The sequence below is a fragment of the Clostridioides sp. ES-S-0123-01 genome, from assembly GCF_020658415.1.
GTDB lineage: Bacteria > Bacillota > Clostridia > Peptostreptococcales > Peptostreptococcaceae > Clostridioides.
Genome location: NZ_JACVWD010000002.1, coordinates 482,583 through 505,129, shown reverse-complemented (window position 1 = coordinate 505,129; position 22,547 = coordinate 482,583). Strand labels below are relative to the sequence as shown.

Genomic DNA, 22,547 nt, shown 5'->3' with positions numbered 1-22,547 from the left:
AAGGGAGATATACAAATGTCAGTTATTGAATTAGTATATGCTAGAGAAGTATTAGACTCAAGAGGAAATCCAACTGTAGAAGTTGAAGTAGTATTAGAAGATGGAGCAATGGGAAGAGCAATAGTTCCATCAGGTGCATCTACAGGAGCTTTTGAAGCTGTTGAATTAAGAGATGGAGACAAAGGAAGATACTTAGGAAAAGGTGTAGAAACAGCTGTTGCTAACGTAAATGAAATAATAGCACCAGAAATCGAAGGAATGGATGCATTTGACCAACCAGCTATAGATGCAATGATGATAGAATTAGATGGAACTCCAAACAAAGGTAAATTAGGAGCTAATGCTATATTAGGTGTTTCAATGGCAGTAGCTAGAGCAGCTGCTGATGAAATAGGTTTACCATTATTCCAATACTTAGGTGGAGTAAATGCTAAGCAATTACCTGTTCCAATGATGAACATATTAAATGGTGGAGAACATGCTGATAATAACGTTGATGTTCAAGAGTTCATGATATTACCAGTAGGAGCTTGTTGCTTTAAAGAAGGTTTAAGAATGGGAGCAGAAGTATTCCATTCATTAAAGAAAGTTTTAGGAGAAAAAGGATTAGCTTGTGGTGTAGGTGACGAAGGTGGATTCGCTCCAAACTTAGGTTCAAACAGAGAAGCTTTAGAATTAATAGTTGAAGCTATAACAAAAGCTGGATATAAGCCAGGAGAAGATGTTATGTTAGGACTTGATGTTGCTGCTACAGAAATGTACAACAAAGAAACTAAAAAATACGTTTTAGCTGGAGAAGGAAAAGAATTAACTGCTGCTGAAATGGTTGCTTTATATGAAGATTGGTCAAACAACTTCCCAATAATAACTATAGAAGATGGTTTAGATGAAGAAGATTGGGATGGATGGAAATTATTAACTGAAAAATTAGGAAACAAATTACAATTAGTTGGAGATGACTTATTTGTTACTAATACAGAAAGATTAGAAAAAGGAATTGAAAATGGAGTAGCTAACTCTATATTAGTTAAAGTTAACCAAATAGGTACAATAACTGAAACTCTAGATGCAATAGAAATGGCTAAGAGAGCAGGGTACACTGCTGTTATATCTCATAGATCAGGAGAAACTGAAGATTCTACTATAGCAGATTTAGCTGTTGCAGTAAATGCTGGACAAATAAAAACTGGTGCTCCATCAAGAACTGATAGAGTTGCTAAATACAACCAATTATTAAGAATAGAAGAAATGGTTGGAGAGCAAGCTAGATACTGTGGATTAAAATCTTTCTATAACTTAAAAAAATAGTTTTTAAGGATTAAAAAGATAGTATAAAAGATTTTAAGTTTATCTTATAAGAGATAAATGGGATAAGTGTTAATTGATTTTTCAAAGCACTTATCCCTTTTTATATGTAAGCCATTTTTATTAGGAAAATAAATAAAAGCTTTGAAATAATTGCTATAATTAAAAACTATAGATATATTTTGATGGCTTTTGATATCAGTTTTGTTTGTGATTTATAACATAATAGTCTTGAAATGACTATATTATTGTGATACACTAAAGAGTAATGAAATTTAAGTAATAGAAAGATAGGAGGGGCAAGAATGGGCAACATTTTAATGGGTGTGCAAGTAGTACTAGGGATTTTACTAGTAATTAGCATAATGCCTCAAGATTCTAAGAATGCTTTACCTTCAGAGTTTGGTGGAGAAGGAAGTCAAGCTTACTTTAAACCAAAAGGAAAACAAGCATTTCTTGCTAGAGTTACAAAGATAACAGCAGTATTATTTTTTATAAATGCATTGGCACTACTTATAGTTAAGAAGTAGTGGTATTGTTGAATAACTGGCCATTATTTAATTAGTGCATTTTGGTTACATTTAAAAATTAAATTTAGTTTTTAATAAAAGTACGTCAACATAAAAAAGTACGTAAAATAAAAGCTGGACTAATGATTTTATATTATTGGTCCAGTTTTTATTTTATGAATTGAGTCAGATATTTATAAAATAAATTTTTGATATATCTATTTTTGTTATATAGTTTTTAATATCTAGCTTTTGATATATCTAATTTTTAATCATTCTAGTATGCACAATCAACTTGATAATTTGCAAAATAGATACCATACTAAGCATCATTATTAAAAAAAAGTAGGAACTGTTAGTATATTGTGTATTTGTTAATATAAACTTTAATAAAAGAGTGTTGATTATTATTGTTAAAAGACCCATTAATTTACCAAATAAATTATAGTTCTTTTTTAAAATAGTGTTTTGAATTAGCAGTATAATTGCAATTATAGTAAAAACGATAAGAATAGCTATTAGAGCTATTTTAAGTGATTCAATAGGATAATCTCTTTCAAAGTTTCTGTTAGTGTATGTTACCCACCTATGCATTCCCATTCTTGTATTTGCATATTTTTCAAAAACATTACATCCTATTAGAAAAGCAATTTGAAATAGTATTGTAATACTATAGAGTGTTTTCTTCATTAGTATTTCTCCTTATTATATTAGATTATACTATAGGATATTACTAAATAAGATTATTCTGTTTTAAGATAAATATTATTATAAATACTGTGATTATGGAAAATGCAGAGGTAAATACTACAATTTGTCCAGCAAGTTCACTATCAGAATTCATCTGTTGGGCCATTGTAAATGAAGAAATAGCAGTTGGAGCAGATAACATTATCATAAGTGAAGCTAATTCTACATTTCTAAATCCAAGAAAAATGCCAATTGGTAAAAATATAGCAGGTATAAGAATAAGTTTTCCGCACACCCCCAGTATAATTGGTCTTATATGTCCTTTTATAGCAGAAAAGCTGAAAGACCCACCTAGAATTATAAGTGATAGGGGAGTAGCAATTTTGGAAATATCACCAATGGTTTTATGTAAAAATTCAGGGATTTTAATATTTAAAATAAGCATTATCAATCCTATTACAGAAGCTATTATGAGAGGATTTGTTAAAACACCTTTAATCATGTGCTTTATATTTATTTTACCACCTCTAAAAATCTCAAGTATTATGACTGATAATACATTGAACATAGGAACAATAACTGCAATTAATAAAGATGTAACCCCAATATTTTTATCACCAAATAGTGAGATTGTTACAGGTATACCAAATATAACAAAATTACTGCGAAAGATACCTTGTATTAATGCACCTCTTGTTTTATTATCTTTTTCAATCTTAGGTATAATAAAAACTAAGAGTAAAAAGATTGAAAAAATACTTATAATAGCTACAGCCATAAGTTTGAGGTTAAGAGAACCATTTAAATCCGTATTGTATATATTAAAAAATAATAGTAATGGCAGGAAAGATTTGAAACAAACATTATTCATTTTATTTAAAGTATGTTCATCAAATAAACTTAATTTTTTCAGAACATACCCAAGTGACATTGTGAGAAACAAAGGAAGAACTACATTTATAGATAGAATTAAATTTTCCAAAGTTTATTCTCCATAACTTGACAATTCAATTAAATTTCCATCAGGGTCTCTTAAGTAAATAGACTTCATTTCACCAAGGGCTCCTGTGCGTTCTACAATTCCTTGCTCAATTTTAATCTCATTTTGTTCTAAGTTTGTTTTTGTCATGTCAATATTAGTATTTATCTCAAAACACAAATCAGCACTACCTGTTTGTACGTTTTTGCTGTGAGGTGAAAGTTCATGACCTTTTAAATGGACATTTATTTTGAAATCTCCAGAGTAAAGTTCATATCTTTCATTTGCCATCTTTAATGTAAAACCAAGCTTTTTATAAAAATTTATGCAGTTTTCTATATTATTAGTAGTAATGACCACATGGTCTATTTTTTTTATCATAATAACTCCTCGAAATTTTATATAGATTTATTAAATGTGTTTATATCTTCTTTTAATAAGGCATAAAATAATAATTAGTTAAATATAAGAAATAACCTGAAATTAATTGATTTAATAGTTAAATAAAATATAAAAAATAATTCGAATCCATTGAATCAACAATTAATTAAAATAGAAAAATAATTTAATAGCAATTAAGCTAATCATTAATTAAGTGTAACAAATTAATGATTAGCTATAGTAAATCTAATTAATTAGAATAACTCCCTTTAAGTGTAAATCTATCTAAAATATGCCCATCCATGGCTTCAAAAAACTCATTCATATAAAATCCCTTTTCAAGATTAAGAGTAGTATCAAGGGCAAACACATGTATTTCATAAACATGTGGTCTATCTGGAGGAGCCATACCACCATAAACACTAGCTTCTAATCTACCAATATCACCTAATTTACTATGCCAACTAGTAGTCCCTTGAATAAAATCAGTAGCTGTTATGCTTTCATTTTCCTTTAATTCATCTTTTGTTATATTTGCAGCTAGCCAATGTATCCATGCAAATCCACATACAGGAACTGAATCTTTGTCCTCTAAAAATACAGCAAAGGACACTGTATGCTCTGGAGCATCTTCAAATTTTAGAGGTAATGAATATGTAGGCATACCACCTTTATTAAATTGATTTCCTCTTTTTCCATATTTATCTTCTATAACACCGTTTACTATACCTGTACTAGTTACTTTCATAATAATTTGCCTCCTAAATATATAATAAATTAATAAAAATTTTCTGTAAGTTTATTATATACCAGTTGTAAATAATGGTAAATTACTTACTTTACCATTCTCTAGCATGAAATTAATTCCTATATCTTGCATTATAGCCAAAGCATCTAACATCTGCTTTCCACGAATAGGTGTAAGTGAATATTCAACTTTAAGTGGATATCCTTCATAGGTTTTTTTATCAACCAGCCCAAATTCAATCAATTCTTTAAGTTGTTCAAGCAACATTTTTTGGTTGATTCCATTAATCTCTTTTTCTAGTTTTGATAGAGAAGTTGGACCTATACGTAATCTCCATAATATAATAGACTTCCATTTACCTTTTATCATATCATGTGTTAGTTCTAATGGACATGTATATTTTTCACAAAGCTTCAAGTATAGTCACCTCCAATTTATTTTGCAAAAATACGTTTTGAAGCAAGTTTATATACAAGTTCAACTTTTTTATTTGAAACATCCCATGAGTTTAATTCGTTTTTTACTAAATCTGGATGTTTTTTACTTATGTCTCTGAGAGCATTTCCAACAGATTTTCTTAAGTATTCACTGTCCTCATCTTTTAAACTAGAAAGCAATGATATAGCTACAGTGGGGTTGGTCTTAAAATAGTCTCGGATAGTCCAAACTCTAAGCCCTTCTGTTACAGCTCTCTTTATATTTGGGTTGTCAGAACTTAACCACTCTTTTATCACAGGAAGTGATTTATCATATCCAACTTCACTACAATAATAATCAAATGATTTAGCTAATATTTCTTGTACTCTCCAGTTTTCATCTTTACTCACATTGTTTTTTAAAAATAATAAGGCTTCAGAAATATGTATTGATATAAAGCCTAATATAAACACTGCTAATTCTCTTACTTGATAGTATTCTGATCTATATAAGTAAATTGATAGATAATAACACTTCTTTGAGTCATTATTTTTTACAATTTTTTTAGCAATATTTTCGATTTCTTTAAAACCATTTTCTATGGTAATAATTTTTGCAATTACTTCTTCCAAGTTTATCTCCTCCAATAAGTAGATTAGTTTAAATTTAATATATTATTTATAATAAAAAAATTTATTTAATTTATATAAAATAAAGACTTGTCAAAAAACGTTTGCAAGCCTTTAATATTAGAATAAATAAAAAACAATAAAAAATCAACCTAATTTAACATATAAATTTACTTTTATTATAAGTTTTATATTATAAAAAGTTATATTTAAAAAATTAATTGAGTTATATAAATTTAACTTAATTTGAGTATACTAATAGAATAAATTATTATATAGTAATACTTAGATGGAATGAATATTTTACCAATTCTATATGATGGTGTATAATTAGGTGATAAAGTAGCTGTAATAATGATATTTTAAGTAAATTACAATTGTGCTTATGATAACTTAAACTATTATTAGAGAATTATCATAACTTTTTTAAAGATTTATTAAGATAATTTCAATTAAATATAAAAAACATATAATAATTGATTTAACTTGAAACAATAATAAAAGAATATAAAAAACGGTGTGTGAAGATATATGAAAGGTAATATAGAAGATATACAAAGGGTAATATAATAGAAAACTAAAAAAATAATATAACAAGAAAGTAAAATAGGAGGAAAAAATGATACCAGGACTTAAAGAGAGTTTGTTAGGATTAATAAACGAAAGTGCATATAATCCTCTAAAAAAGGAAGAATTAGCAGAAATTTTTGATATACATTCATCAGAAATGCCAATGTTCTATAATTTTTTAGAAGAATTAGAGGAAGATGGATATATATGTTTTACTAAGAAAAATAAAATAGTATCATCAAATCAAATGGGATATTTTGTTGGTAAATTTACATCACATAAAAAAGGCTTTGGATTTGTAGAATCTGATGTTGAATACACACAAGATTTATTTATCTCAAGTGACAATATAAATGGAGCTATGCATAATGATAGAGTTATGGCAGAGATAGTTGTACCTGCAACTGAAGAAAAAAGAGCAGAAGGAAGAATCGTAAAAATTATAAAGAGAGAAATAACTAAAATAGTAGGTACTTTTCAATCAAGTAAAACTTTTGGATTTGTAACACCAGACAATAAGAAATTTACTAAGGATGTATATATACCTAAAAGATATTTTAGTGGTGCAGTAGATAATGATAAGGTAGTTTGTGAAATTACAGTATGGCCACAAGAAGATAGAAAACCAGAAGGAAAGATTATAGAAATACTGGGTCAAAAAGGTGAAAGAGGAGTAGAAATAGACTCTATAATAAGAGAACATGGTCTTCCAGAAGAATTTCCTAAGAAGGTATTGCAAGAAGCAGAAGCTGTTGCTGTTGAAATTCCAGAAGAAGAGGTAAAAAGAAGAAGAGATTTAAGGGATTTAAATATATTTACTATAGACGGAGATGACGCAAAAGATTTAGATGATGCTATATCAATAGAGGTATTATCTAATGGAAACTTTAAATTAGGGGTTCATATAGCTGATGTTACACATTATGTAAGAGAAAAAAATAAATTAGATAAAGAAGCTTTAAAAAGGGCTACATCTGTGTATTTAGTAGATAAAGTAATTCCAATGTTGCCAAAGACTCTTTCTAATGGAGTATGTAGTTTAAATCCATTTGAAGACAAATTAACTCTTTCTATATTTATGGAAATAGACCATAAGGGAAATGTAGTTAAGCATGAAATATGTGAATCTATAATAAATTCAAAGGCTAGAATGACTTATACAGAAGTATCCGATATATTAGAAAAAGATGATGAAAAGCTTAAAAAGACTTTTGAACATGTTGTAGATGATTTTAAAAATTCTGAAATTTTGGCTAGAATTCTTATGTCAAGAAGAGAAAAAAGAGGGGCTATAGACTTTAACTTCCCAGAAGCAAAGATAATTCTAAATGGAAATGGAGAAGTTGCAGATATAAAACCATATGAAAGAAGAATTTCTAATAAAATAATAGAAGAGTTTATGCTTATAAGTAATGAAACAATTGCTGAACATTTTTATTGGATGGGTATACCATTTGTGTATAGAATACATGAAACACCATCTTTAGAAAAAATGGAAGAATTGAGTAAATTTATATCTACATTTGGATATACAATAAAAGGTGATAAAGAAGAAGTACATCCAAAGGCATTACAAGGAATAATAGAGAAGATAAAAGGCAAAACAGAAGAGGGAGCAATCAGTACCATAATGCTTCGTTCTTTAAAACAGGCTAAGTATTCACCAGAATGTAGTGGACACTTTGGGTTAGCTGCTAAATTCTATTGTCACTTTACTTCACCAATAAGAAGATATCCTGACCTTCAAATTCATAGAATAATAAAAGAGTCTTTAAATAATAAGATAAATGGAAAGAGACAAGAGCAACTTACTACTATAGTAGATTATGCATCTGTTCAATCATCTGAAAAAGAGAGAAAAGCAGAATTGGCTGAAAGAGATGTACATGACTTCTATAAGGCTCTTTATATGAAGGATAAAGTTGGTCAAGAGTTTGAAGGTGTTGTATCTAGTGTAACTTCATTTGGAATATTTGTTGAGCTAGATAATACTATAGAAGGATTGATAAGACTTGCAAATATGAATGATGACTATTATATCTATGATGAAAGTTCTTATAGTGTGTTAGGTGAGAGAACCAAGAAGTCATATAAAATAGGTGACCTTGTTAAGATAAAAGTTGAAGGTGTAAATGTAGACTTTAAAGAAATTGACTTTGAGATAGTTGAAAAGATTGAAGAATAAACAAAATATAAAGAATAAGGTTTAATATTTGAAAATAAGAGTAAACAGGAAAAAATTAATATCTTAAAATAAGAAAATACAGAAATATTTAAAAGTAGACATGAACATTTGTAGTGTTTATGGTATGACTAAATGTAGAATATTTGATAAAAAGTAGATGTTTAGACCATATTTAGCATTTAGCAAAAAATATATATTAAAAAAATAGATTTTTATAGGAAATAAGTGTATCATTTAGAACTTGAGATACACTTATTTTTTATTTTATATAATTTTGACACGACAACACATGTATTTTACTAAAAAGATAGAACTAGTTTATGCAATATTAGTGCATGTGTGTGCGTAATAAAATTCTTTGGTTCCACATCAGAAATATTACCTCATGTATACTTTGATTTTTAAGATGTAATGACATTTTTTTTAGTGAATTTTCTTGTCAATACCTTTTGTTATGAGTTAAAATTATAAAAATACTACTTAGGAGGGAAGTAATTATGGGCATGATAGGAAGTTACTTTAGAATAAGTGAAGAAAATATTTTGAAATTACAACAATCAACAGATAACTTAGAGGATTTTATGTTTGAAGATGTACAGGAAGATAGCAGTATTAATATTGATAAAGCATGGCATGCAATTCAGTTTACTCTAACTGGTTGTCCTTTTGGTGGAGATAATGCTAATATTTTTAGTAAATTAGTGTTGAGTGGAAACACATTTATGGAAATTGAAGGAGAATTTTATCCTATGTTAATTACAGCTAATGATGTAAAAAAACTATCAGAGGCAATGAACAATTTGGAAGAAGAAGAATTTAGAAAAAAATTTAGTGTCAGTGAAATGCTAGAAAATGAAATTTATCCTGTTATGGATGATGAAGATGAGGATGAATTTTTTGAATATGTATGGGCTAATTTAATTGAACTTAAAAAATTTATGCAAGTAGCTTCTAATGAGGGACAAGCTGTAATATTTTGTATAATGTAATGATTATTATAAAGCTATTTATCATAAGATTGTAAGTTTTATAAAGTTGTTTACTATAAAGTTGTAAATTTTAATAAAGTTAGATATGAGTAAATGATGCCTTTATAAACGTACATATTGAAACAGCAGTAGAATGTAATCCAATTATAGTAATTTTAAAAGAACTTTTTAAATAGTAATATTATCTTTAGACACTTCAATTATTTTTAAATCACTATAGTACAGAAGTCATTAGTATATAAGCGTATTTATTTTATTTATTAAGAGAAATTAGAATCTTTAGAAAAAATTTAGAAATTTCTAAATAATATCTTAAGTTTTAGAATTTATTATGGAAATATAATAAAAAATTAATAAAAATAAAATACTATAAAATGATTTATGGGGGTGTACTTATATATGGAAATGAAAATATCAGTGTCTAATCTCAGTAAGAGGTTTGGTTCAAAATTGGCTCTTGAAAATGTAAACATTGAAATTGATAGTGGAATGTTTGGACTTTTGGGAAGAAATGGAGCAGGAAAAACAACATTTATGCGAATTCTAGCTACTTTATTGTCAAAAACTGATGGCTCAATAGATATTTGTGGAATTCCTATAGAAAAAACGAAAGAAATTAGAGATATGGTTGGTTACCTTCCTCAAGATTTTTCAATGTATCCAAATATGACAGTGTATGAAGCAATGGATTATCTAGCTGTTTTATCAAATATACCATCAGGAAAAAGAAGAAAAATTATCAATAAGTTATTAAGTAAAGTAAATTTAACTAATCATCAAAGAGTAAAAGTAAAATCTTTGTCTGGAGGTATGAATAGAAGACTTGGAATTGCCCAAGCGCTGATTCACAATCCTAAAGTTTTAATCGTAGATGAACCAACAGCAGGACTTGACCCAGAAGAGCGTATACGATTTAGAAATTTATTATGTGAGATTGCCAATGATAGAATAGTTATATTATCAACACATATTGTAGGAGACATAGAAGCAACATGTGAAAATATAGCTATATTAGATAATGGAAAAGTTATATATAATGGAACAACTGAGGCATTAACAAAACTTGCTTATGGAAAAGTATATAGTGTTGAAGTAGATAAAAAGGACATAGAAAATATAAAAAATAGATTTGTAGTTATAGGTATGTTGACTCAAGGTGGAAAAGCTACACTTAGAATCATATCAGAAGAAAAACCTTTTGAAACAGCAGTAGAATGTAATCCAACTATCGAAGATGGCTATATGCTTATGATGGGAGGAAATAAGATATGAATCTATTTATAAAAGAGTGTAAAAACATATTAAAAAGCACAGTCTATTATGTTTTTATTGTAGTATTAGTAGTTTTCTATATTTCACAACTTGGAAGCTCAGTTTCAGAAGATGTAAGCAAAAATATTCCTAATGAAGGGAATCCATTAGTTGCTCCTCAAAGAGTAGAAAACATTGATGAATACTACTTAAAACACAATCAATATCCATATGGTCAAAAAGAATCTTTGAAGTCTGATAAAGTAATTCCAAGTGCCACTATAAGTTTAATTAGAGAATATCAAGAAAATTCATATACAACATATCCAATGGGAATTATTAAGCATATAAAATTAAATGAAAGTAAGACCCAAACTATAGAGAAGTATATTGAGGAGATAACTGGTAACAGTATTGACAAAGTAAACTCAATTTGGGAAAGTGGAGAAAATATAGAAATAAATTCTTCTAAATTATCATTTGAAAAATTTGAAGAAATAATGCAAAGCATAGATGAAATTTTAGGTGGTGGGTCTGCGTATGCCATTGATAAATTACAAAGATTTGGTATAGTTCCAATTACTTATGAAGAAGCTATGCAAAATTATAACTATACAATACAAAAAGATAAAGTAACTAATGGTTATGCAAGAATTTTTTGTGACTATATTGGTATAATTTTAAGTATATTTCCAGTATTTGTAGCAGTTTTTATGTCAATGAAAGATAGACGTTCAAGAATGAGCGAAATTGTCTATTCAAAACAAGCATCAACATCTAAAATAATTTTATCAAGATATTTTGCTCTTGTATTTATGATGATGTTGCCAGTTTTAATTTTAGGTATAAAAGAATTACTTCCTTTAATTTCATTTGCTAAAGATGAAGGAATTTCTGTTGATAATTTAGCATTTATAAAATATACACTGTGGTGGTTATTGCCAACTCTTATGATAGTTACAGCTGTAGGAGTGAGTCTGACTGTTTTAACAGACACACCAGTAGCAATTATTGTTCAATTAATTTGGTGGTTTTACAGTATAAACTCTATAGGTCTTGAAGGAGATTATCCATCAATGGGACTAATGATAAGACATAATAATGTACTAAATGGAACTATTATAGCAGAAAACTTTAATACTATTATGAGTAATAGACTTTTAATAGGATTAGGAGCATTAATAATTGTCTTGATAACTACATTTTTATATGAACAAAAAAGAAGGGGGAATCTTAATGTTGGTTCAAGGTTTTCAAAATTATTTAGTTTTAATAAAAGAAAACTTCAAATTAAGCACTCTAATTAATCTAATATGTTCAATTGGTATGTTATGTTTGATTCCATTTATACAAGGGGTAGCAAATTTAGATAGTGTTTCAGCAGCTATATGTCTTGAAAACTATGTTATAATAGTAGGAATAATAATGATAGTTCCTATATTTTACTTAGAACAATCAAAGGAAATTGATGAGATAGTATCATCAAAATCAGTATCTCAAGTAGTTATACAATTAATAAGAATAATAATGTCAATTATAAGTATGCTTGTGTTAATTGCTGGATTTGTACTGATGTTAAAACATCTTGGAGGCAATTTTCCTATATTTAAATATATTGTGGGGAGTTTTGCATCAGCTATGTTTATAGGAAGTTTAGGTATGTTATTTTCTAATTTATTTAACAATACTATTATAGGATATATGTTATCCATAGGATATTTAATTTTAAATATGATGACTAAAGATAAGTATGTTGGAAATTTCTTTATAATGTCTATGAGTCGAGGTAGCTTTGATGAAAAGTATTGGTTGATATGTGGAAGTATTGTGCTTATAGTTGTATCTCTTTTGATAAAGCCAATAAAGAGAAAGATTGGTTAGTTAGATTAAAATTGTTTATTGTAGGTAAATTAAATAGAGTAATAATAGGCATTTTTAGGTTAATAATCAGAACTATAATAAAAGTTATTAGATTTATAATATATGCTATCAATAATTTTATTTAATTGGATTTATTGATAATTGAATGATTTAACGCAGATAAGATTTGAATTAGAGCATTAGGTAAAACGAATATATCTTTAAATATGAATTTATATTTATAAAAGAGGCTATTAGTAGATTTGAGGCTGTAAGTAGATTTGTGTGTAGAAACAAATTTACCTACAGCTTTTTTATATTTACACTGATGTCTCTATATTATAAAATATATCTATTTACTAAATTTTATCTAAAGATGTCAAAAGTATATTTTATATTAACTTTACATGAATAGTTTTATAAAATTTTCATAAAATTTCTATTTTTGCTTAGAAACCTTATTATTCATATTATCATTAGTAGGCATGGCTCCAAAGCTTAGTTTTTCGTACATTACTTGAGTAGGAGCTAACCAAACTGTACCATTTCCAGTAAATGTATTTAAGAAACCTTCACCATTTAAAGCAGAACCAATTAAAGATTTATCTGACTTTGTAACAGAAAAATTAACTCCAGATGTTCTGGCTATTGCAAAGTTACCATCTACTTTTAATTCTTCTCCATTGCTCAATTCATATTCTACAATTTCACTTTGAGGCACAACACATTCTAGAACAACTACACCAGTACCACTTAACTCTATTTGGAAGAAACCTTCACCACCAAGTAAAGCAGAAGAGAAGTTCTTTTGCGTAAATGCCTTTACTTCTATAGTGTCAGAGCAACAATAGAATAGACCTTTATCGACGATTATAGAATCATTATCAAGGCTCATAAATAAATAATGTCTAAAAGAAGGCTCTAAGTAAACTTCGCCAGTACCCTTATATGTAGGTTTCATCATTGACTCATTAGTAAGTGCTCCTGATATTCCTTTTTTGAAAAGACCTCCAACACCACCAATTTTAGTTTCAGAAGATATCTTTCCTTTATAATAGTACAGTGCACCAGCTTCTGTTTTTATTGATGAATTATTTAATTTTATCTTAATTTGTCTAGCCTTCAAGCCAGCTTCTCTAGCAAAATATAATCCCATTGCCATCATTGGGCTAGAAGCACCTTCAAGTTTTTCAAATTCTAATATTTCAAATTCACTTCTACCATCTGATGTATTTTCTAAAATTTTTACTTTTTTGCTTAAATCCATACAAATTTCTCCCTACTATATTAAAATTTATCTCTAAAATATTATAAGATATAACTATATATTACATTTTTTTTGAAAAATTAGCTACTTTATCATCAAAGTTTTACATAGATATTAAGAAATTTTAAGAATATTTATAATTGAAGTATATTGTTTGAGTATGCATTTTGAGTAGTATTTATAATTTGTGGGTATTATATTTTATGAGAGTGTTAAAATTATTTAAAAGTGAAAAGTGAAAAGTGAAAAGTGAAAAGTGAAAAGTGAAAAGTGAAAAGTGAAAAGTGAAAAGTGAAAAGTGAAAAGTGAAAAGTGAAAAGTGAAAAGTGAAAAGTGAAAAGTGAAAAATAGGTATTGGAGTATTAAAGTTTTTGTTTTTGTTTTGAGCTTGATAGATTATTTTTAGTAATTTATTTTGACTTTGCATTAAATATAGTCGATGTAATTTCCTACAATATATTGTTACATTACTTAATATATCTTACTTAATTAATTTAATGTATGAGTTGTCATATTGACTAAAGTACTTGAATATGTTATCATACAGGGTAGTCAAAAGATTTATAGATATAAAATAATTAGTAATTTTTTAGTATATATTAAAGAAATTTCTAGCAAAGAAGGTGAGATTTATATGGCTGGTAAAAAAATATTAGCAACAAACAAAAGAGCAAGACATGAATATTTTATAGAGGAAACATATGAGTGTGGAATTGAATTAAAAGGAACAGAAGTAAAATCAATAAGACAGGGTAAAGTCAACCTAAGTGATGGATTTGCATCTGTAGATAACAGTGAAGTATTTTTAAAACAAGTTCATATAAGTCCATATGAGCAAGGAAATATATTTAATGTTGACCCTCTAAGAGTGAGAAAGTTATTGCTTCACAAGCATGAGATAAGAAAACTTATTGGAGCAACTACTATAAAGGGGTATTCACTTATACCACTTAGTTTATATTTAAAAAATGGTAAAGTTAAAGTAGAGATTGCTTTAGCAAAAGGTAAGAAGTTATATGACAAGCGTCAAGATATGGCTAAGAAAGATGCCCAAAGACGTATAGAAAGAGAAATGACAGGGAAATATTAAACTAGTTAAAATTGTATTTTTTAGAATAAAATTCTTTATTATCTAGAACATAACATTGATTTTTGTTCTTAAAAGTATTATATTATATATACATTAAAAATTTAATAAAAATGGTGATAAAGTTTGCAAAAAGTCTAATGGACTATAAACTACTCAAGGGGGCGTAAAGGTTTCGACGTGGGTTTGGAACTTGAGGCTGCGTGTCGTGTTACTCTGGGTCACGTAAAAACTGGGGAACTTTAAAATAAACGCAGACGATAATTTCGCGATAGCAGCCTAGTTGCTGCTCGTCCCTCTTAGCCCTCCTGCCGGCTAAGACTGGACGTCATTATGCAGGGAACTACTTTGAGGGTGTCTCGACTTAGGGTAGATTAATTGGGACTGGCTAAGCATAGAGCCTGCCACTTGGCGTTATGTAAGGTGAGATATTAGTAAAGTTGGCTACACATGTAGATGCAGCGAGGAAAAGATTTGCGGACAGGGGTTCGACTCCCCTCGTCTCCACCAATTTTTAAAAAAGAATGATGAAATACTTGGAAATACTAGTCTTTATTGACTAGTATTTTTTATTTTGGTGATGAAATCCACCAACTGTACCCCAACCACAGAAAAAGAGGTTTTTTTGAGGGTATATTTGAAGGAATTATATTAGGATTATATAGTTTTCAATATTGAATATCACAATATATTATTTCTAATAATGCTCTAGGAGAAAATGTATTAATTAAAATTGTACTTAAAGTTAGAGAGATAAATATGGTCAAAAGTAAAAAAAATACAATTCTACTAATAGTATGAGATGTAGTATAAACAATATATACAAGAGATCTTGTATTATTTTAATTAAACTCTATAAAAAATAGAGTTGTTTTTTTATCTGAATTCTAATACAATAATAGGTAGAGATATAAAATTCACTCTACTTATCGACTTAAAATCAGCAATTGCAAGATGTGTATGTGATTTGTGCATGTGAAATAGATACTCTACAAAATATTGGTATAGGAGAGGACTATAAAATATGGAAGCAAAGCTAATTAATAAGAATTTACATATATTTATAAAATATAATGAAGAGACAGGGCAACCTGGAAAATTAACTATGCCAGAACACTTAAAGGTATGTTTAGAAAAAGGACAGGTGGCTTGGGGACATTTTACAAAGACAAAGCCATCTAGGAATAAAAAAGGATTATGGGATCAAAGAGTAAAGTATTTGGATGAACAATTAGAAAATAATGAAACTACACTTGTGTTTTTTTATTGTAGAAAATCAACTGAGTTATATGTTGCTGACTTAGTAAGTTATTATGATAGAGAAGAACCTGACAAAAATGAAGAATTAAAAGAATTGATTCCAAAATATTATCACGATAGAATTGGGGCTATAAATGAAAAAAAAGATATAGGAACTATGAGGAGTTATGCATTTGTAAGAGTTACAAATTTAAGAAAAATAGAATTTGAGGACACTAAATATATATATAATTTTAAGGGAGAAAATGAGGAGTTAGGGATTGAAAATGTATTAGAATCTAAAGGAATGGCTTCATTACTGTATGTTAATTTAGAACAAGAATTTTATGATATATTGGCTAATGATATTCAAAATATAGTGAGAACATCAATAGTTAAAGAAGAAATTTCATTTAAAGAAGGGGTTTTACTAGAGAAGACAGAGACACCAAAACCTAAGTTGATAGAAGAAAAAGAATCAGATTTACAAAAGAGTAGCATTATAGAAAAAAGAAAGAGAAAAGGTAGAAAGTATTCAATAGAGAAAGACATAAAGAATAAAGGATTAGGATATGCAGGAGAAAGATTAGTTTTAAAGCTAGAAAAAGAGCGAGTTAAAAAAGAAATTGGTAAAGACTATGTAGAAAAAATAGAACATACATCAGAAATAGATGATGAAAAGGGATATGACATATTATCTTTTGAGAAATTAAATGATGGAACAATAGTAGAAAAGTATATTGAAGTAAAAACTACTGAAGGAGGAGTGTCATCTCAATTTTTTATATCAGCAGGAGAAGTGAAATTTTCAAAAGAGAATAAAGAACAATATTATTTATATAGAGTTTATAACTATGATAAAAAGACTGGAGATGGAAAGTATTTTGTTCAAAAAGGAAGCATAGAAGAATATTTTACATTAGTTCCTAAGAATTTTGCAGTCTGTTTTGAAAGTAAAAAATAAATTTATGGAGAAAACAATGATAACTAAAGAAACTTTAAATAGGATATATAGTTTTAGAGAGAGTAGAGATTGGAGTAAATTTCATACACCAAAAGACTTGTCAGTAGCCATTAGTATAGAATCAGCTGAATTATTACAATATTTCTTATGGAATAATAAAAATAGCGATGATATAAAATCGGATTTTAAAATATTAGAAGGAATACATGAAGAGATAGCTGATATTCTTATATATTTAATATATTTAGCAAAAGAATTAGATTTAGATATGGATACAATTTTATGTGATAAAGTAGAAAAAAATAGTGATAAGTATCCAGTTAGTAAGTGCAAAGGCTCTTGTAAAAAATATACTGAATTATAGTTTATTTTTGTTTATGAAGTTTTATTAGGAACATAAAATATTACGTAGTTGATACAAAAAGAAAAAAATTATATGATATCCATTTCTATAGTAATATGTAAACAAATATAAATATATACTGAGATAAAAAATATAATGATTTAGCTGATGGGGCATCAAAAATAATGTTATACTCTATGTTTGTAATAGCTATTTTCCTTTTAGAGAATCATACAAGAGGTTTGGATTTGGATAGAGGTATAATTCTTTTAGTAGTTTTATATATACAATCATTATCTAAATTAATTTTGTATATATATTTTGCTAAAAGGAGGATATGTAACTATATGACAATATTGATTAAGACAAAAACTAAAGAATATAGAGAAAAACTACTTGTTGACACAAAATGAACCTACTAAATCAGTTAGGGTAAGACGTGAGACTATTATGCACTTAGAAAATGGAAAATATAATTCTTCTTTGAAGTTAGGAATGGATATTATTAAAATATTTGATATTACAGTAGAAGATTTATTGAATAAGAATAGTAAATATACAGTTAATTAATAAATAGTAGACAAAAATTTAAAGTTTAGATGCAAGGAGGAGGTATAGTTTTATGGAAGCTAATAAGACATTGTTACAATCACTATATAAAAAAATCATATTAGAATTTTCCAAACAGACAGGTAAAAGCTTGGAAGAAAGTATGGATTATTTATATACTTCTGAAACATATAAACTTATAAGTGAGGGTGTATCAGATATGCACTGTAAGAGTCATATATATTTGGCTCAGGAATTGATGCTGGAAAATGGATTAATGTACCATATAGGTCATCCAAGATAAATAATTAAAACTAGATACGAAATAAGGATACAAGATAATATAAAATTAATTTGTATCCTTATTTTGATTTTGTAATTAACTATATGAAATCACAATATTTATATGTATTTGATTTTTACAATGAAAATATTTTATCCAACTTTTCTACAGCTTCAACCTTCTTATCTTCCATAACTTGAGTATATATATTTAAAGTTATTGATATATCATAATGACCCATTAAAACTTGTACAGTTTTAGGAAGGACATCATTCTCAAAAAGTCTAGTTGCATAAGTTTTTCTAAGACCATGAAACTTTATAGGCTCTATATTTAAGCTATTTAATATGGACTTTAAATTCCTTAAAGGTCTTTTATCATCTATAGGGATACCTAATTCATTGCAAAATACATAATTATCATTTCTATATAATTCTCCAGCCTTTAATATATCTGTATTTTGATTTACTTTATGTTCTTTCAATTTATTTAAGACATCCTTTGGAATAGGCACAGTTCTGTAAGAATTTGATGTCTTTGGCTCTTGTTCTAATACTTTAAGCTCTCTATTTCCATTTTTATCTATAAGATATGTTCTTTGAAGAGTTCTTTTAACTGTTAAATTAGAACTCTTAAAATCAATATCAAACCATTTAAGTCCTAATAATTCTCCTAATCTAAGTCCAGTACCAAGAGCAAGTAAAAATAATACCTCTAATTTATGACCCTCTATAGCTTTTATAAAACTCTTTTGTTGTTCAAGAGTCAATATTTCAAGCTTATTTTCCTTTTTTTTAACTGGTATATTTACCATAGTACAATAGTTACGTTGTATAAGACATTGTTTTTCAGCTTCTGATAAGCAGGTTTTCAGTTTAGTGTTTATTTGTCTTATAGTAGGTATACTTTTATTGGAATCAAGCAATCTATTGTAATATTTTTGTATGTGGGATACTCTTAAGTCCTTTAACTTAACATTGCCTAAATCAGTATCTTTAATATAATTACGATAGATGCTTTCATATCTTTCAAATGACTTTGGTTTTAAATCTTTTATTCTATATTCAAACAACCAATTGTAAAACCAATGCTCTAAAGTTATTTTATCATCTGAAATATCAGAACTTAAATAATATTGTTTTTTATAAGCATCAAGTTTATCTTTAACTTCCTTTTGAGTTTTACCATAAAATTCTTTTCTTATTGGTTTTCCATCTTCATTATAACCAATCATTATACGAGAACGCCAACCATCTTTATATTTTCCGATAGAGCCTTCTCCATTAGCTCTTTTAGTTGCCATTTTTAAACAACTCCTTATATGATTTATAGTTATATCCATCGAAGAATGTAATACATTTCTCTAATAAGAATTTTATAACTTCATCAGCTTCTAGTGTTTCATAGAAGTTTAGCATTAATGTGTTGTATTCTTGTTTATGTTTGGCTGGTATTGATAGAACTCCTATATCATTACTTATAAGTATTAGGTTTGAGGTAAGTCGAGCAGTTCTTTTGTTACCATCATAGAAGAATTGACAATAGGACAACCATAAATTTATTATTATAGCCTTTTCTAAGGGGTTAGTTATTTTATTTATGATACTTATGTCACTTATAAATAAATTATTTAATAGAGTGGCTTCTATGCACTCATATTGAGTAGTACCAGCTATACCTATGTTACCGTTTCTAAAATCTCCAACAATTAGAGCTTCATCTTTTGCAACTATTTTATGTATAGAGCAAATTGTATCTTTATTTAAAGATAAGTTTTCTTTGTTACTTAATTTTATTATATAATCCCATGATGATTTTATATTTAGTATTTGATTTTGGTCACTTAATTTATGTCCACCTACTGTTATACCATCAAGTAATGTTTGTACTTCTGGGAATGTGAAGGGGTTATTTTCTAGGTTACCCATATCATATACAAATTCACTTATCATTCTTCTAATGTATGTTAAAGTATACTTTTTATCTCCATGAGGTAGATTCGTAGGGAATTTATGTGTGTATTTTGGTATATATGATTTATTCATGATTGTAGCTCCTTTCATAGTTTTTTACCATTGTTTTAGATACTATTGATATATTTTTATATTTTATTTAGTAGTTTTTTTATTTCTTTAAGTGTATTTTCAAGCTTTTTATTTTTTTCCTTTAATTCATTATTTTCTTGTAATAATTTAAAGTAATCATTATTTTTAATAGTCATATTTTCTTTTTGAGATATTAACTTTTTTAGTCGAATGTTACTCCCATTATCTGTTGCCTCACTAAAGTAATCATAGATTGCTTCTATATTTTCTTCTGATAGACCAATATCTAATAATTCGTCAATTGATTGTTTTGTAAGAACATCATTTTTAATAATTTCTTTTATGTCATCAGGATGTAATGAAAAATCTAATTCAGTATTAGATATACAATCTGAAAGTATCCAATTATAAACTTGATTTTCATTTAGTTCTAATTTTTCACCAAGTTTACAATATTGGTCTTTATCAGACCAAGCACCTAGCAATAAACTTGAGGTAATCCTAATATCATCATCTTCCATAAGATTTGAAATAGCATTTAAAAATTCATCAAAAGAATAGTATTCTTCTGGGAATAAAGACTGTAAAAAGTATAAAACATCTTCATTAGTCATTACTTCATTTTCAATATCAAAATAAAAGATGGTCTTTTCAATTTTCAAAGCTTTAGCGAGTTTTGATAAGGTATCTATACTAGGTATTCTTTTATCATTTTCATAATTTATTAGAGCATTTCTTGAGATGCCACTAATTTCAGCAAGTTGAATCTGTGTTAGTTCTTTTTGTTTTCTTATCTTTTTTAAGTTTTTTCCAATTTGCAATATTATCACCTCGTATAAAGTATATCCCAAAAGTACACAAATGAGAACAGAAAAATAATATATTCTTATTGACAGCACACATATGTCGACATTATAATTAAAATGTAAAGTTTACGAATGTAAACTAGAAAAAAGGAGGAAAAAGTATGGGAATCAATTTAAAAATATTTAGGATTAAAAAAGGTTTAAAGCAACAAGAACTGGCAGATAGAGTTGGTATATCAAGATATTATTTGTCAAACTTGGAAACAGGTAAGGCTAATAATCCAAGCAATGATTTGATGATTAAACTATCTAGAGCTTTAGATACAACAGTAGAAGAATTATTTTTTAGTAAGGAGGAGTAAAATATGAAAGAGAATAATAATTTAGAAGTTTTAAAGACATTACAAGCTACTTTAAACATTATTGTAAAGAATGAAGAAGAAGCACAAGAAAAAAAGCAAGGATATAAAATTATTGAAAATGCGAAAAGAAATAAAGCTGAACTTATAACATGTAAAGAAGCATCTAAGCTTTATCCTATAGGAGAATCAAAATTTAGGCAGTTATGTCACTCTAAAAATAAAGGTTTCCCTTGTATATGGATAAATAATCGAGTATACATAATAAAAAACAAATTGGATGATTGGTTTATTGAAAATGCAAATGGTATCAAGTTATAGTCTTAAAGTAGGTGTTTGCAATTGAGCAATAAAGGGTGGATAAAGCTTTACAGGGAGTTGTTGGATAAATCAATTTGGAAAGATATTAAACCAGAAAGAAAAGTAATATTAATAACTCTATTACTTATGGCTAGTCATAAAGAAAATCATGTTTTTATAGATAATAAAAAGATAAAAATAAAGTCTGGACAATTTATTTCTTCATATAGCAAAATAGCTGAAAGATGTGGTAAAGGAGTTAGTTATCAAATGGTTAGAAGTTGTTTGTTGTTTTTTAAAAATGCTGGTTTTCTAACATACGAAACAACAAACAAATATATAGTCATAACTATTGAAAACTGGGAGCTTTACCAAGAGAACATAGAAAATCAACAACCTAATCAACAGACGATTAACAATCAATCAACAACAATCAAGAATATAAAGAATGAAAATAATATTATATATAGTGAAATCATAAGTAAATTTAATTCAACTTGTATCGAACTTTCAAAGGTCAAGAAACTAACAGATACAAGAAAGAGGAGAATAAATTCAAGAATAAGAGAATATGATAAAGAAACTGTATTAGAGGTTATAAATATAGTTAGTAAGACAAGTTTTCTAAATGGAAACAATAATACAGGATGGAAAGCAAACTTTGATTGGATAATGAATCCAAGTAATTTTACTAAGATACTAGAAGGAAATTATCATAGCAAGGAAACTGACCTAAATAAAGATGAAAAGGTATATAATCCAGATGACTCACAATTAAAGTGGTAAGGAGGT

The 22,547-nt window shown here is 27.4% G+C and carries 24 protein-coding genes, 1 other RNA gene and 1 pseudogene; 16 read left to right on the top strand and 10 right to left on the bottom strand.

Annotated elements, in window-relative coordinates; translation table 11 throughout:
- The first annotated feature begins 15 nt into the window (after window positions 1-15).
- The gene (gene eno / locus IC175_RS05785; RefSeq protein WP_227433777.1) at window positions 16-1,308 is read left to right on the top strand and encodes a phosphopyruvate hydratase; all 1,293 of its coding nucleotides are present in this window, start codon (window positions 16-18) and stop codon (window positions 1,306-1,308) included.
- A gap of 302 nt (window positions 1,309-1,610) precedes the next feature.
- Window positions 1,611-1,835 (top strand): preprotein translocase subunit SecG, encoded by a 225-nt coding sequence (secG, locus tag IC175_RS05780; RefSeq protein WP_227433778.1) that lies wholly within the window; start codon window positions 1,611-1,613, stop codon window positions 1,833-1,835.
- A gap of 240 nt (window positions 1,836-2,075) precedes the next feature.
- Here the strand turns inward: secG and IC175_RS05775 are convergent, their stop codons facing one another.
- The 6 genes from IC175_RS05775 to IC175_RS05750 form a co-directional block, all read right to left on the bottom strand.
- A complete protein-coding gene (locus IC175_RS05775; protein WP_227851265.1) occupies window positions 2,076-2,504 on the bottom strand; it encodes a hypothetical protein in 429 nt (142 codons plus the stop codon).
- 43 nt (window positions 2,505-2,547) lie between these two features.
- Window positions 2,548-3,435, bottom strand: a complete 888-nt coding sequence (locus IC175_RS05770) for an AEC family transporter (RefSeq protein ID WP_413927143.1) — start codon at window positions 3,433-3,435, stop codon at window positions 2,548-2,550.
- A gap of 54 nt (window positions 3,436-3,489) precedes the next feature.
- Window positions 3,490-3,864, bottom strand: coding sequence for a VOC family protein (locus IC175_RS05765; protein ID WP_227851264.1), 375 nt, complete (start codon window positions 3,862-3,864; stop codon window positions 3,490-3,492).
- Window positions 3,865-4,114: 250 nt separating this feature from the next.
- A complete protein-coding gene (locus IC175_RS05760; protein WP_227481913.1) occupies window positions 4,115-4,612 on the bottom strand; it encodes a YbhB/YbcL family Raf kinase inhibitor-like protein in 498 nt (165 codons plus the stop codon).
- A 54-nt stretch (window positions 4,613-4,666) separates the two neighbouring features.
- A complete protein-coding gene (locus IC175_RS05755) occupies window positions 4,667-5,029 on the bottom strand; it encodes a winged helix-turn-helix transcriptional regulator (protein WP_227835119.1) in 363 nt (120 codons plus the stop codon).
- Window positions 5,030-5,046: 17 nt separating this feature from the next.
- Window positions 5,047-5,661 carry a DNA alkylation repair protein gene (locus tag IC175_RS05750; RefSeq protein ID WP_227851263.1) on the bottom strand — a complete coding sequence of 205 codons (615 nt, stop codon included), beginning with the start codon at window positions 5,659-5,661 and terminating at the stop codon, window positions 5,047-5,049.
- Window positions 5,662-6,277: 616 nt separating this feature from the next.
- Here IC175_RS05750 and rnr point away from each other — a divergent pair.
- From rnr to IC175_RS05725, 5 genes are all read left to right on the top strand, one after another.
- Window positions 6,278-8,413: a ribonuclease R gene (gene rnr / locus IC175_RS05745; RefSeq protein ID WP_227433786.1), complete on the top strand. Its 2,136-nt coding sequence runs from the start codon at window positions 6,278-6,280 to the stop codon at window positions 8,411-8,413.
- Window positions 8,414-8,910: 497 nt separating this feature from the next.
- Window positions 8,911-9,402: a YfbM family protein gene (locus tag IC175_RS05740; RefSeq protein WP_227433787.1), complete on the top strand. Its 492-nt coding sequence runs from the start codon at window positions 8,911-8,913 to the stop codon at window positions 9,400-9,402.
- A 399-nt stretch (window positions 9,403-9,801) separates the two neighbouring features.
- Window positions 9,802-10,674, top strand: coding sequence for an ABC transporter ATP-binding protein (locus IC175_RS05735; protein WP_227851262.1), 873 nt, complete (start codon window positions 9,802-9,804; stop codon window positions 10,672-10,674).
- The gene (locus IC175_RS05730) at window positions 10,671-11,960 is read left to right on the top strand and encodes an ABC transporter permease (RefSeq protein WP_227851261.1); all 1,290 of its coding nucleotides are present in this window, start codon (window positions 10,671-10,673) and stop codon (window positions 11,958-11,960) included. Before IC175_RS05735 ends, IC175_RS05730 begins: the two co-directional genes overlap by 4 nt.
- Window positions 11,890-12,534, top strand: coding sequence for an ABC transporter permease (locus IC175_RS05725; RefSeq protein ID WP_227851260.1), 645 nt, complete (start codon window positions 11,890-11,892; stop codon window positions 12,532-12,534). Before IC175_RS05730 ends, IC175_RS05725 begins: the two co-directional genes overlap by 71 nt.
- A 418-nt stretch (window positions 12,535-12,952) precedes the next feature.
- Here IC175_RS05725 and IC175_RS05720 read toward each other — a convergent pair whose 3' ends face one another.
- Window positions 12,953-13,780: an AIM24 family protein gene (locus tag IC175_RS05720; protein WP_227433791.1), complete on the bottom strand. Its 828-nt coding sequence runs from the start codon at window positions 13,778-13,780 to the stop codon at window positions 12,953-12,955.
- 634 nt (window positions 13,781-14,414) lie between these two features.
- Between IC175_RS05720 and smpB the strand changes: the two genes are divergently transcribed.
- The 6 genes and pseudogenes from smpB (at window position 14,415) to IC175_RS05690 (ending at window position 18,266) form a co-directional block, all read left to right on the top strand.
- The gene (smpB, locus tag IC175_RS05715; RefSeq protein ID WP_054275121.1) at window positions 14,415-14,870 is read left to right on the top strand and encodes an SsrA-binding protein SmpB; all 456 of its coding nucleotides are present in this window, start codon (window positions 14,415-14,417) and stop codon (window positions 14,868-14,870) included.
- Window positions 14,871-15,027: 157 nt separating this feature from the next.
- Window positions 15,028-15,377: a transfer-messenger RNA gene (gene ssrA / locus IC175_RS05710) on the top strand.
- Between the two features lie 514 nt (window positions 15,378-15,891).
- The gene (locus tag IC175_RS05705; RefSeq protein ID WP_227851259.1) at window positions 15,892-17,070 is read left to right on the top strand and encodes a DUF3883 domain-containing protein; all 1,179 of its coding nucleotides are present in this window, start codon (window positions 15,892-15,894) and stop codon (window positions 17,068-17,070) included.
- A gap of 16 nt (window positions 17,071-17,086) precedes the next feature.
- Window positions 17,087-17,434, top strand: a complete 348-nt coding sequence (locus IC175_RS05700; protein ID WP_227851258.1) for a nucleotide pyrophosphohydrolase — start codon at window positions 17,087-17,089, stop codon at window positions 17,432-17,434.
- Between the two features lie 326 nt (window positions 17,435-17,760).
- Window positions 17,761-17,983 (top strand): annotated as a pseudogene (locus IC175_RS05695) (helix-turn-helix transcriptional regulator).
- 52 nt (window positions 17,984-18,035) lie between these two features.
- Window positions 18,036-18,266: a hypothetical protein gene (locus IC175_RS05690; RefSeq protein ID WP_227851257.1), complete on the top strand. Its 231-nt coding sequence runs from the start codon at window positions 18,036-18,038 to the stop codon at window positions 18,264-18,266.
- A 115-nt stretch (window positions 18,267-18,381) separates the two neighbouring features.
- On the opposite strand, the gene IC175_RS05685 is transcribed toward IC175_RS05690, so the two are convergent.
- The 3 genes from IC175_RS05685 to IC175_RS05675 are packed head-to-tail and all read right to left on the bottom strand — an operon-like array spanning window position 18,382 to window position 21,120.
- Window positions 18,382-19,548 (bottom strand): site-specific integrase, encoded by a 1,167-nt coding sequence (locus IC175_RS05685; RefSeq protein ID WP_227851256.1) that lies wholly within the window; start codon window positions 19,546-19,548, stop codon window positions 18,382-18,384.
- Window positions 19,538-20,290: a Fic family protein gene (locus IC175_RS05680; protein ID WP_009891548.1), complete on the bottom strand. Its 753-nt coding sequence runs from the start codon at window positions 20,288-20,290 to the stop codon at window positions 19,538-19,540. Before IC175_RS05680 ends, IC175_RS05685 begins: the two co-directional genes overlap by 11 nt.
- A 56-nt stretch (window positions 20,291-20,346) precedes the next feature.
- On the bottom strand, window positions 20,347-21,120 hold the full coding sequence (locus IC175_RS05675) for a helix-turn-helix transcriptional regulator (RefSeq protein ID WP_227851255.1): 774 nt from the start codon (window positions 21,118-21,120) through the stop codon (window positions 20,347-20,349).
- A 137-nt stretch (window positions 21,121-21,257) separates the two neighbouring features.
- Between IC175_RS05675 and IC175_RS05670 the strand changes: the two genes are divergently transcribed.
- The 3 genes from IC175_RS05670 to IC175_RS05660 are packed head-to-tail and all read left to right on the top strand — an operon-like array spanning window position 21,258 to window position 22,541.
- Window positions 21,258-21,458, top strand: coding sequence for a helix-turn-helix transcriptional regulator (locus IC175_RS05670; protein ID WP_009891540.1), 201 nt, complete (start codon window positions 21,258-21,260; stop codon window positions 21,456-21,458).
- A gap of 3 nt (window positions 21,459-21,461) precedes the next feature.
- Window positions 21,462-21,776, top strand: a complete 315-nt coding sequence (locus IC175_RS05665; protein WP_003433761.1) for a hypothetical protein — start codon at window positions 21,462-21,464, stop codon at window positions 21,774-21,776.
- Between the two features lie 21 nt (window positions 21,777-21,797).
- On the top strand, window positions 21,798-22,541 hold the full coding sequence (locus tag IC175_RS05660) for a hypothetical protein (RefSeq protein WP_194150553.1): 744 nt from the start codon (window positions 21,798-21,800) through the stop codon (window positions 22,539-22,541).
- The last annotated feature ends 6 nt before the right edge of the window (window positions 22,542-22,547 follow it).

What these genes read in the sequence shown, in the direction of transcription:
- eno (WP_227433777.1), top strand. Translation starts at nt 16, where the DNA reads ATGTCAGTTATTGAATTAGTATATGCTAGAGAAGTATTAGACTCAAGA.
- secG (WP_227433778.1), top strand. Translation starts at nt 1,611, where the DNA reads ATGGGCAACATTTTAATGGGTGTGCAAGTAGTACTAGGGATTTTACTA.
- IC175_RS05775 (WP_227851265.1), bottom strand. Translation starts at nt 2,504, where the DNA reads ATGAAGAAAACACTCTATAGTATTACAATACTATTTCAAATTGCTTTT.
- IC175_RS05770 (WP_413927143.1), bottom strand. Translation starts at nt 3,435, where the DNA reads ATGTCACTTGGGTATGTTCTGAAAAAATTAAGTTTATTTGATGAACAT.
- IC175_RS05765 (WP_227851264.1), bottom strand. Translation starts at nt 3,864, where the DNA reads ATGATAAAAAAAATAGACCATGTGGTCATTACTACTAATAATATAGAA.
- IC175_RS05760 (WP_227481913.1), bottom strand. Translation starts at nt 4,612, where the DNA reads ATGAAAGTAACTAGTACAGGTATAGTAAACGGTGTTATAGAAGATAAA.
- rnr (WP_227433786.1), top strand. Translation starts at nt 6,278, where the DNA reads ATGATACCAGGACTTAAAGAGAGTTTGTTAGGATTAATAAACGAAAGT.
- IC175_RS05740 (WP_227433787.1), top strand. Translation starts at nt 8,911, where the DNA reads ATGGGCATGATAGGAAGTTACTTTAGAATAAGTGAAGAAAATATTTTG.
- IC175_RS05735 (WP_227851262.1), top strand. Translation starts at nt 9,802, where the DNA reads ATGGAAATGAAAATATCAGTGTCTAATCTCAGTAAGAGGTTTGGTTCA.
- IC175_RS05730 (WP_227851261.1), top strand. Translation starts at nt 10,671, where the DNA reads ATGAATCTATTTATAAAAGAGTGTAAAAACATATTAAAAAGCACAGTC.
- IC175_RS05725 (WP_227851260.1), top strand. Translation starts at nt 11,890, where the DNA reads ATGTTGGTTCAAGGTTTTCAAAATTATTTAGTTTTAATAAAAGAAAAC.
- IC175_RS05720 (WP_227433791.1), bottom strand. Translation starts at nt 13,780, where the DNA reads ATGGATTTAAGCAAAAAAGTAAAAATTTTAGAAAATACATCAGATGGT.
- smpB (WP_054275121.1), top strand. Translation starts at nt 14,415, where the DNA reads ATGGCTGGTAAAAAAATATTAGCAACAAACAAAAGAGCAAGACATGAA.
- IC175_RS05705 (WP_227851259.1), top strand. Translation starts at nt 15,892, where the DNA reads ATGGAAGCAAAGCTAATTAATAAGAATTTACATATATTTATAAAATAT.
- IC175_RS05700 (WP_227851258.1), top strand. Translation starts at nt 17,087, where the DNA reads ATGATAACTAAAGAAACTTTAAATAGGATATATAGTTTTAGAGAGAGT.
- IC175_RS05690 (WP_227851257.1), top strand. Translation starts at nt 18,036, where the DNA reads ATGGAAGCTAATAAGACATTGTTACAATCACTATATAAAAAAATCATA.
- IC175_RS05685 (WP_227851256.1), bottom strand. Translation starts at nt 19,548, where the DNA reads ATGGCAACTAAAAGAGCTAATGGAGAAGGCTCTATCGGAAAATATAAA.
- IC175_RS05680 (WP_009891548.1), bottom strand. Translation starts at nt 20,290, where the DNA reads ATGAATAAATCATATATACCAAAATACACACATAAATTCCCTACGAAT.
- IC175_RS05670 (WP_009891540.1), top strand. Translation starts at nt 21,258, where the DNA reads ATGGGAATCAATTTAAAAATATTTAGGATTAAAAAAGGTTTAAAGCAA.
- IC175_RS05665 (WP_003433761.1), top strand. Translation starts at nt 21,462, where the DNA reads ATGAAAGAGAATAATAATTTAGAAGTTTTAAAGACATTACAAGCTACT.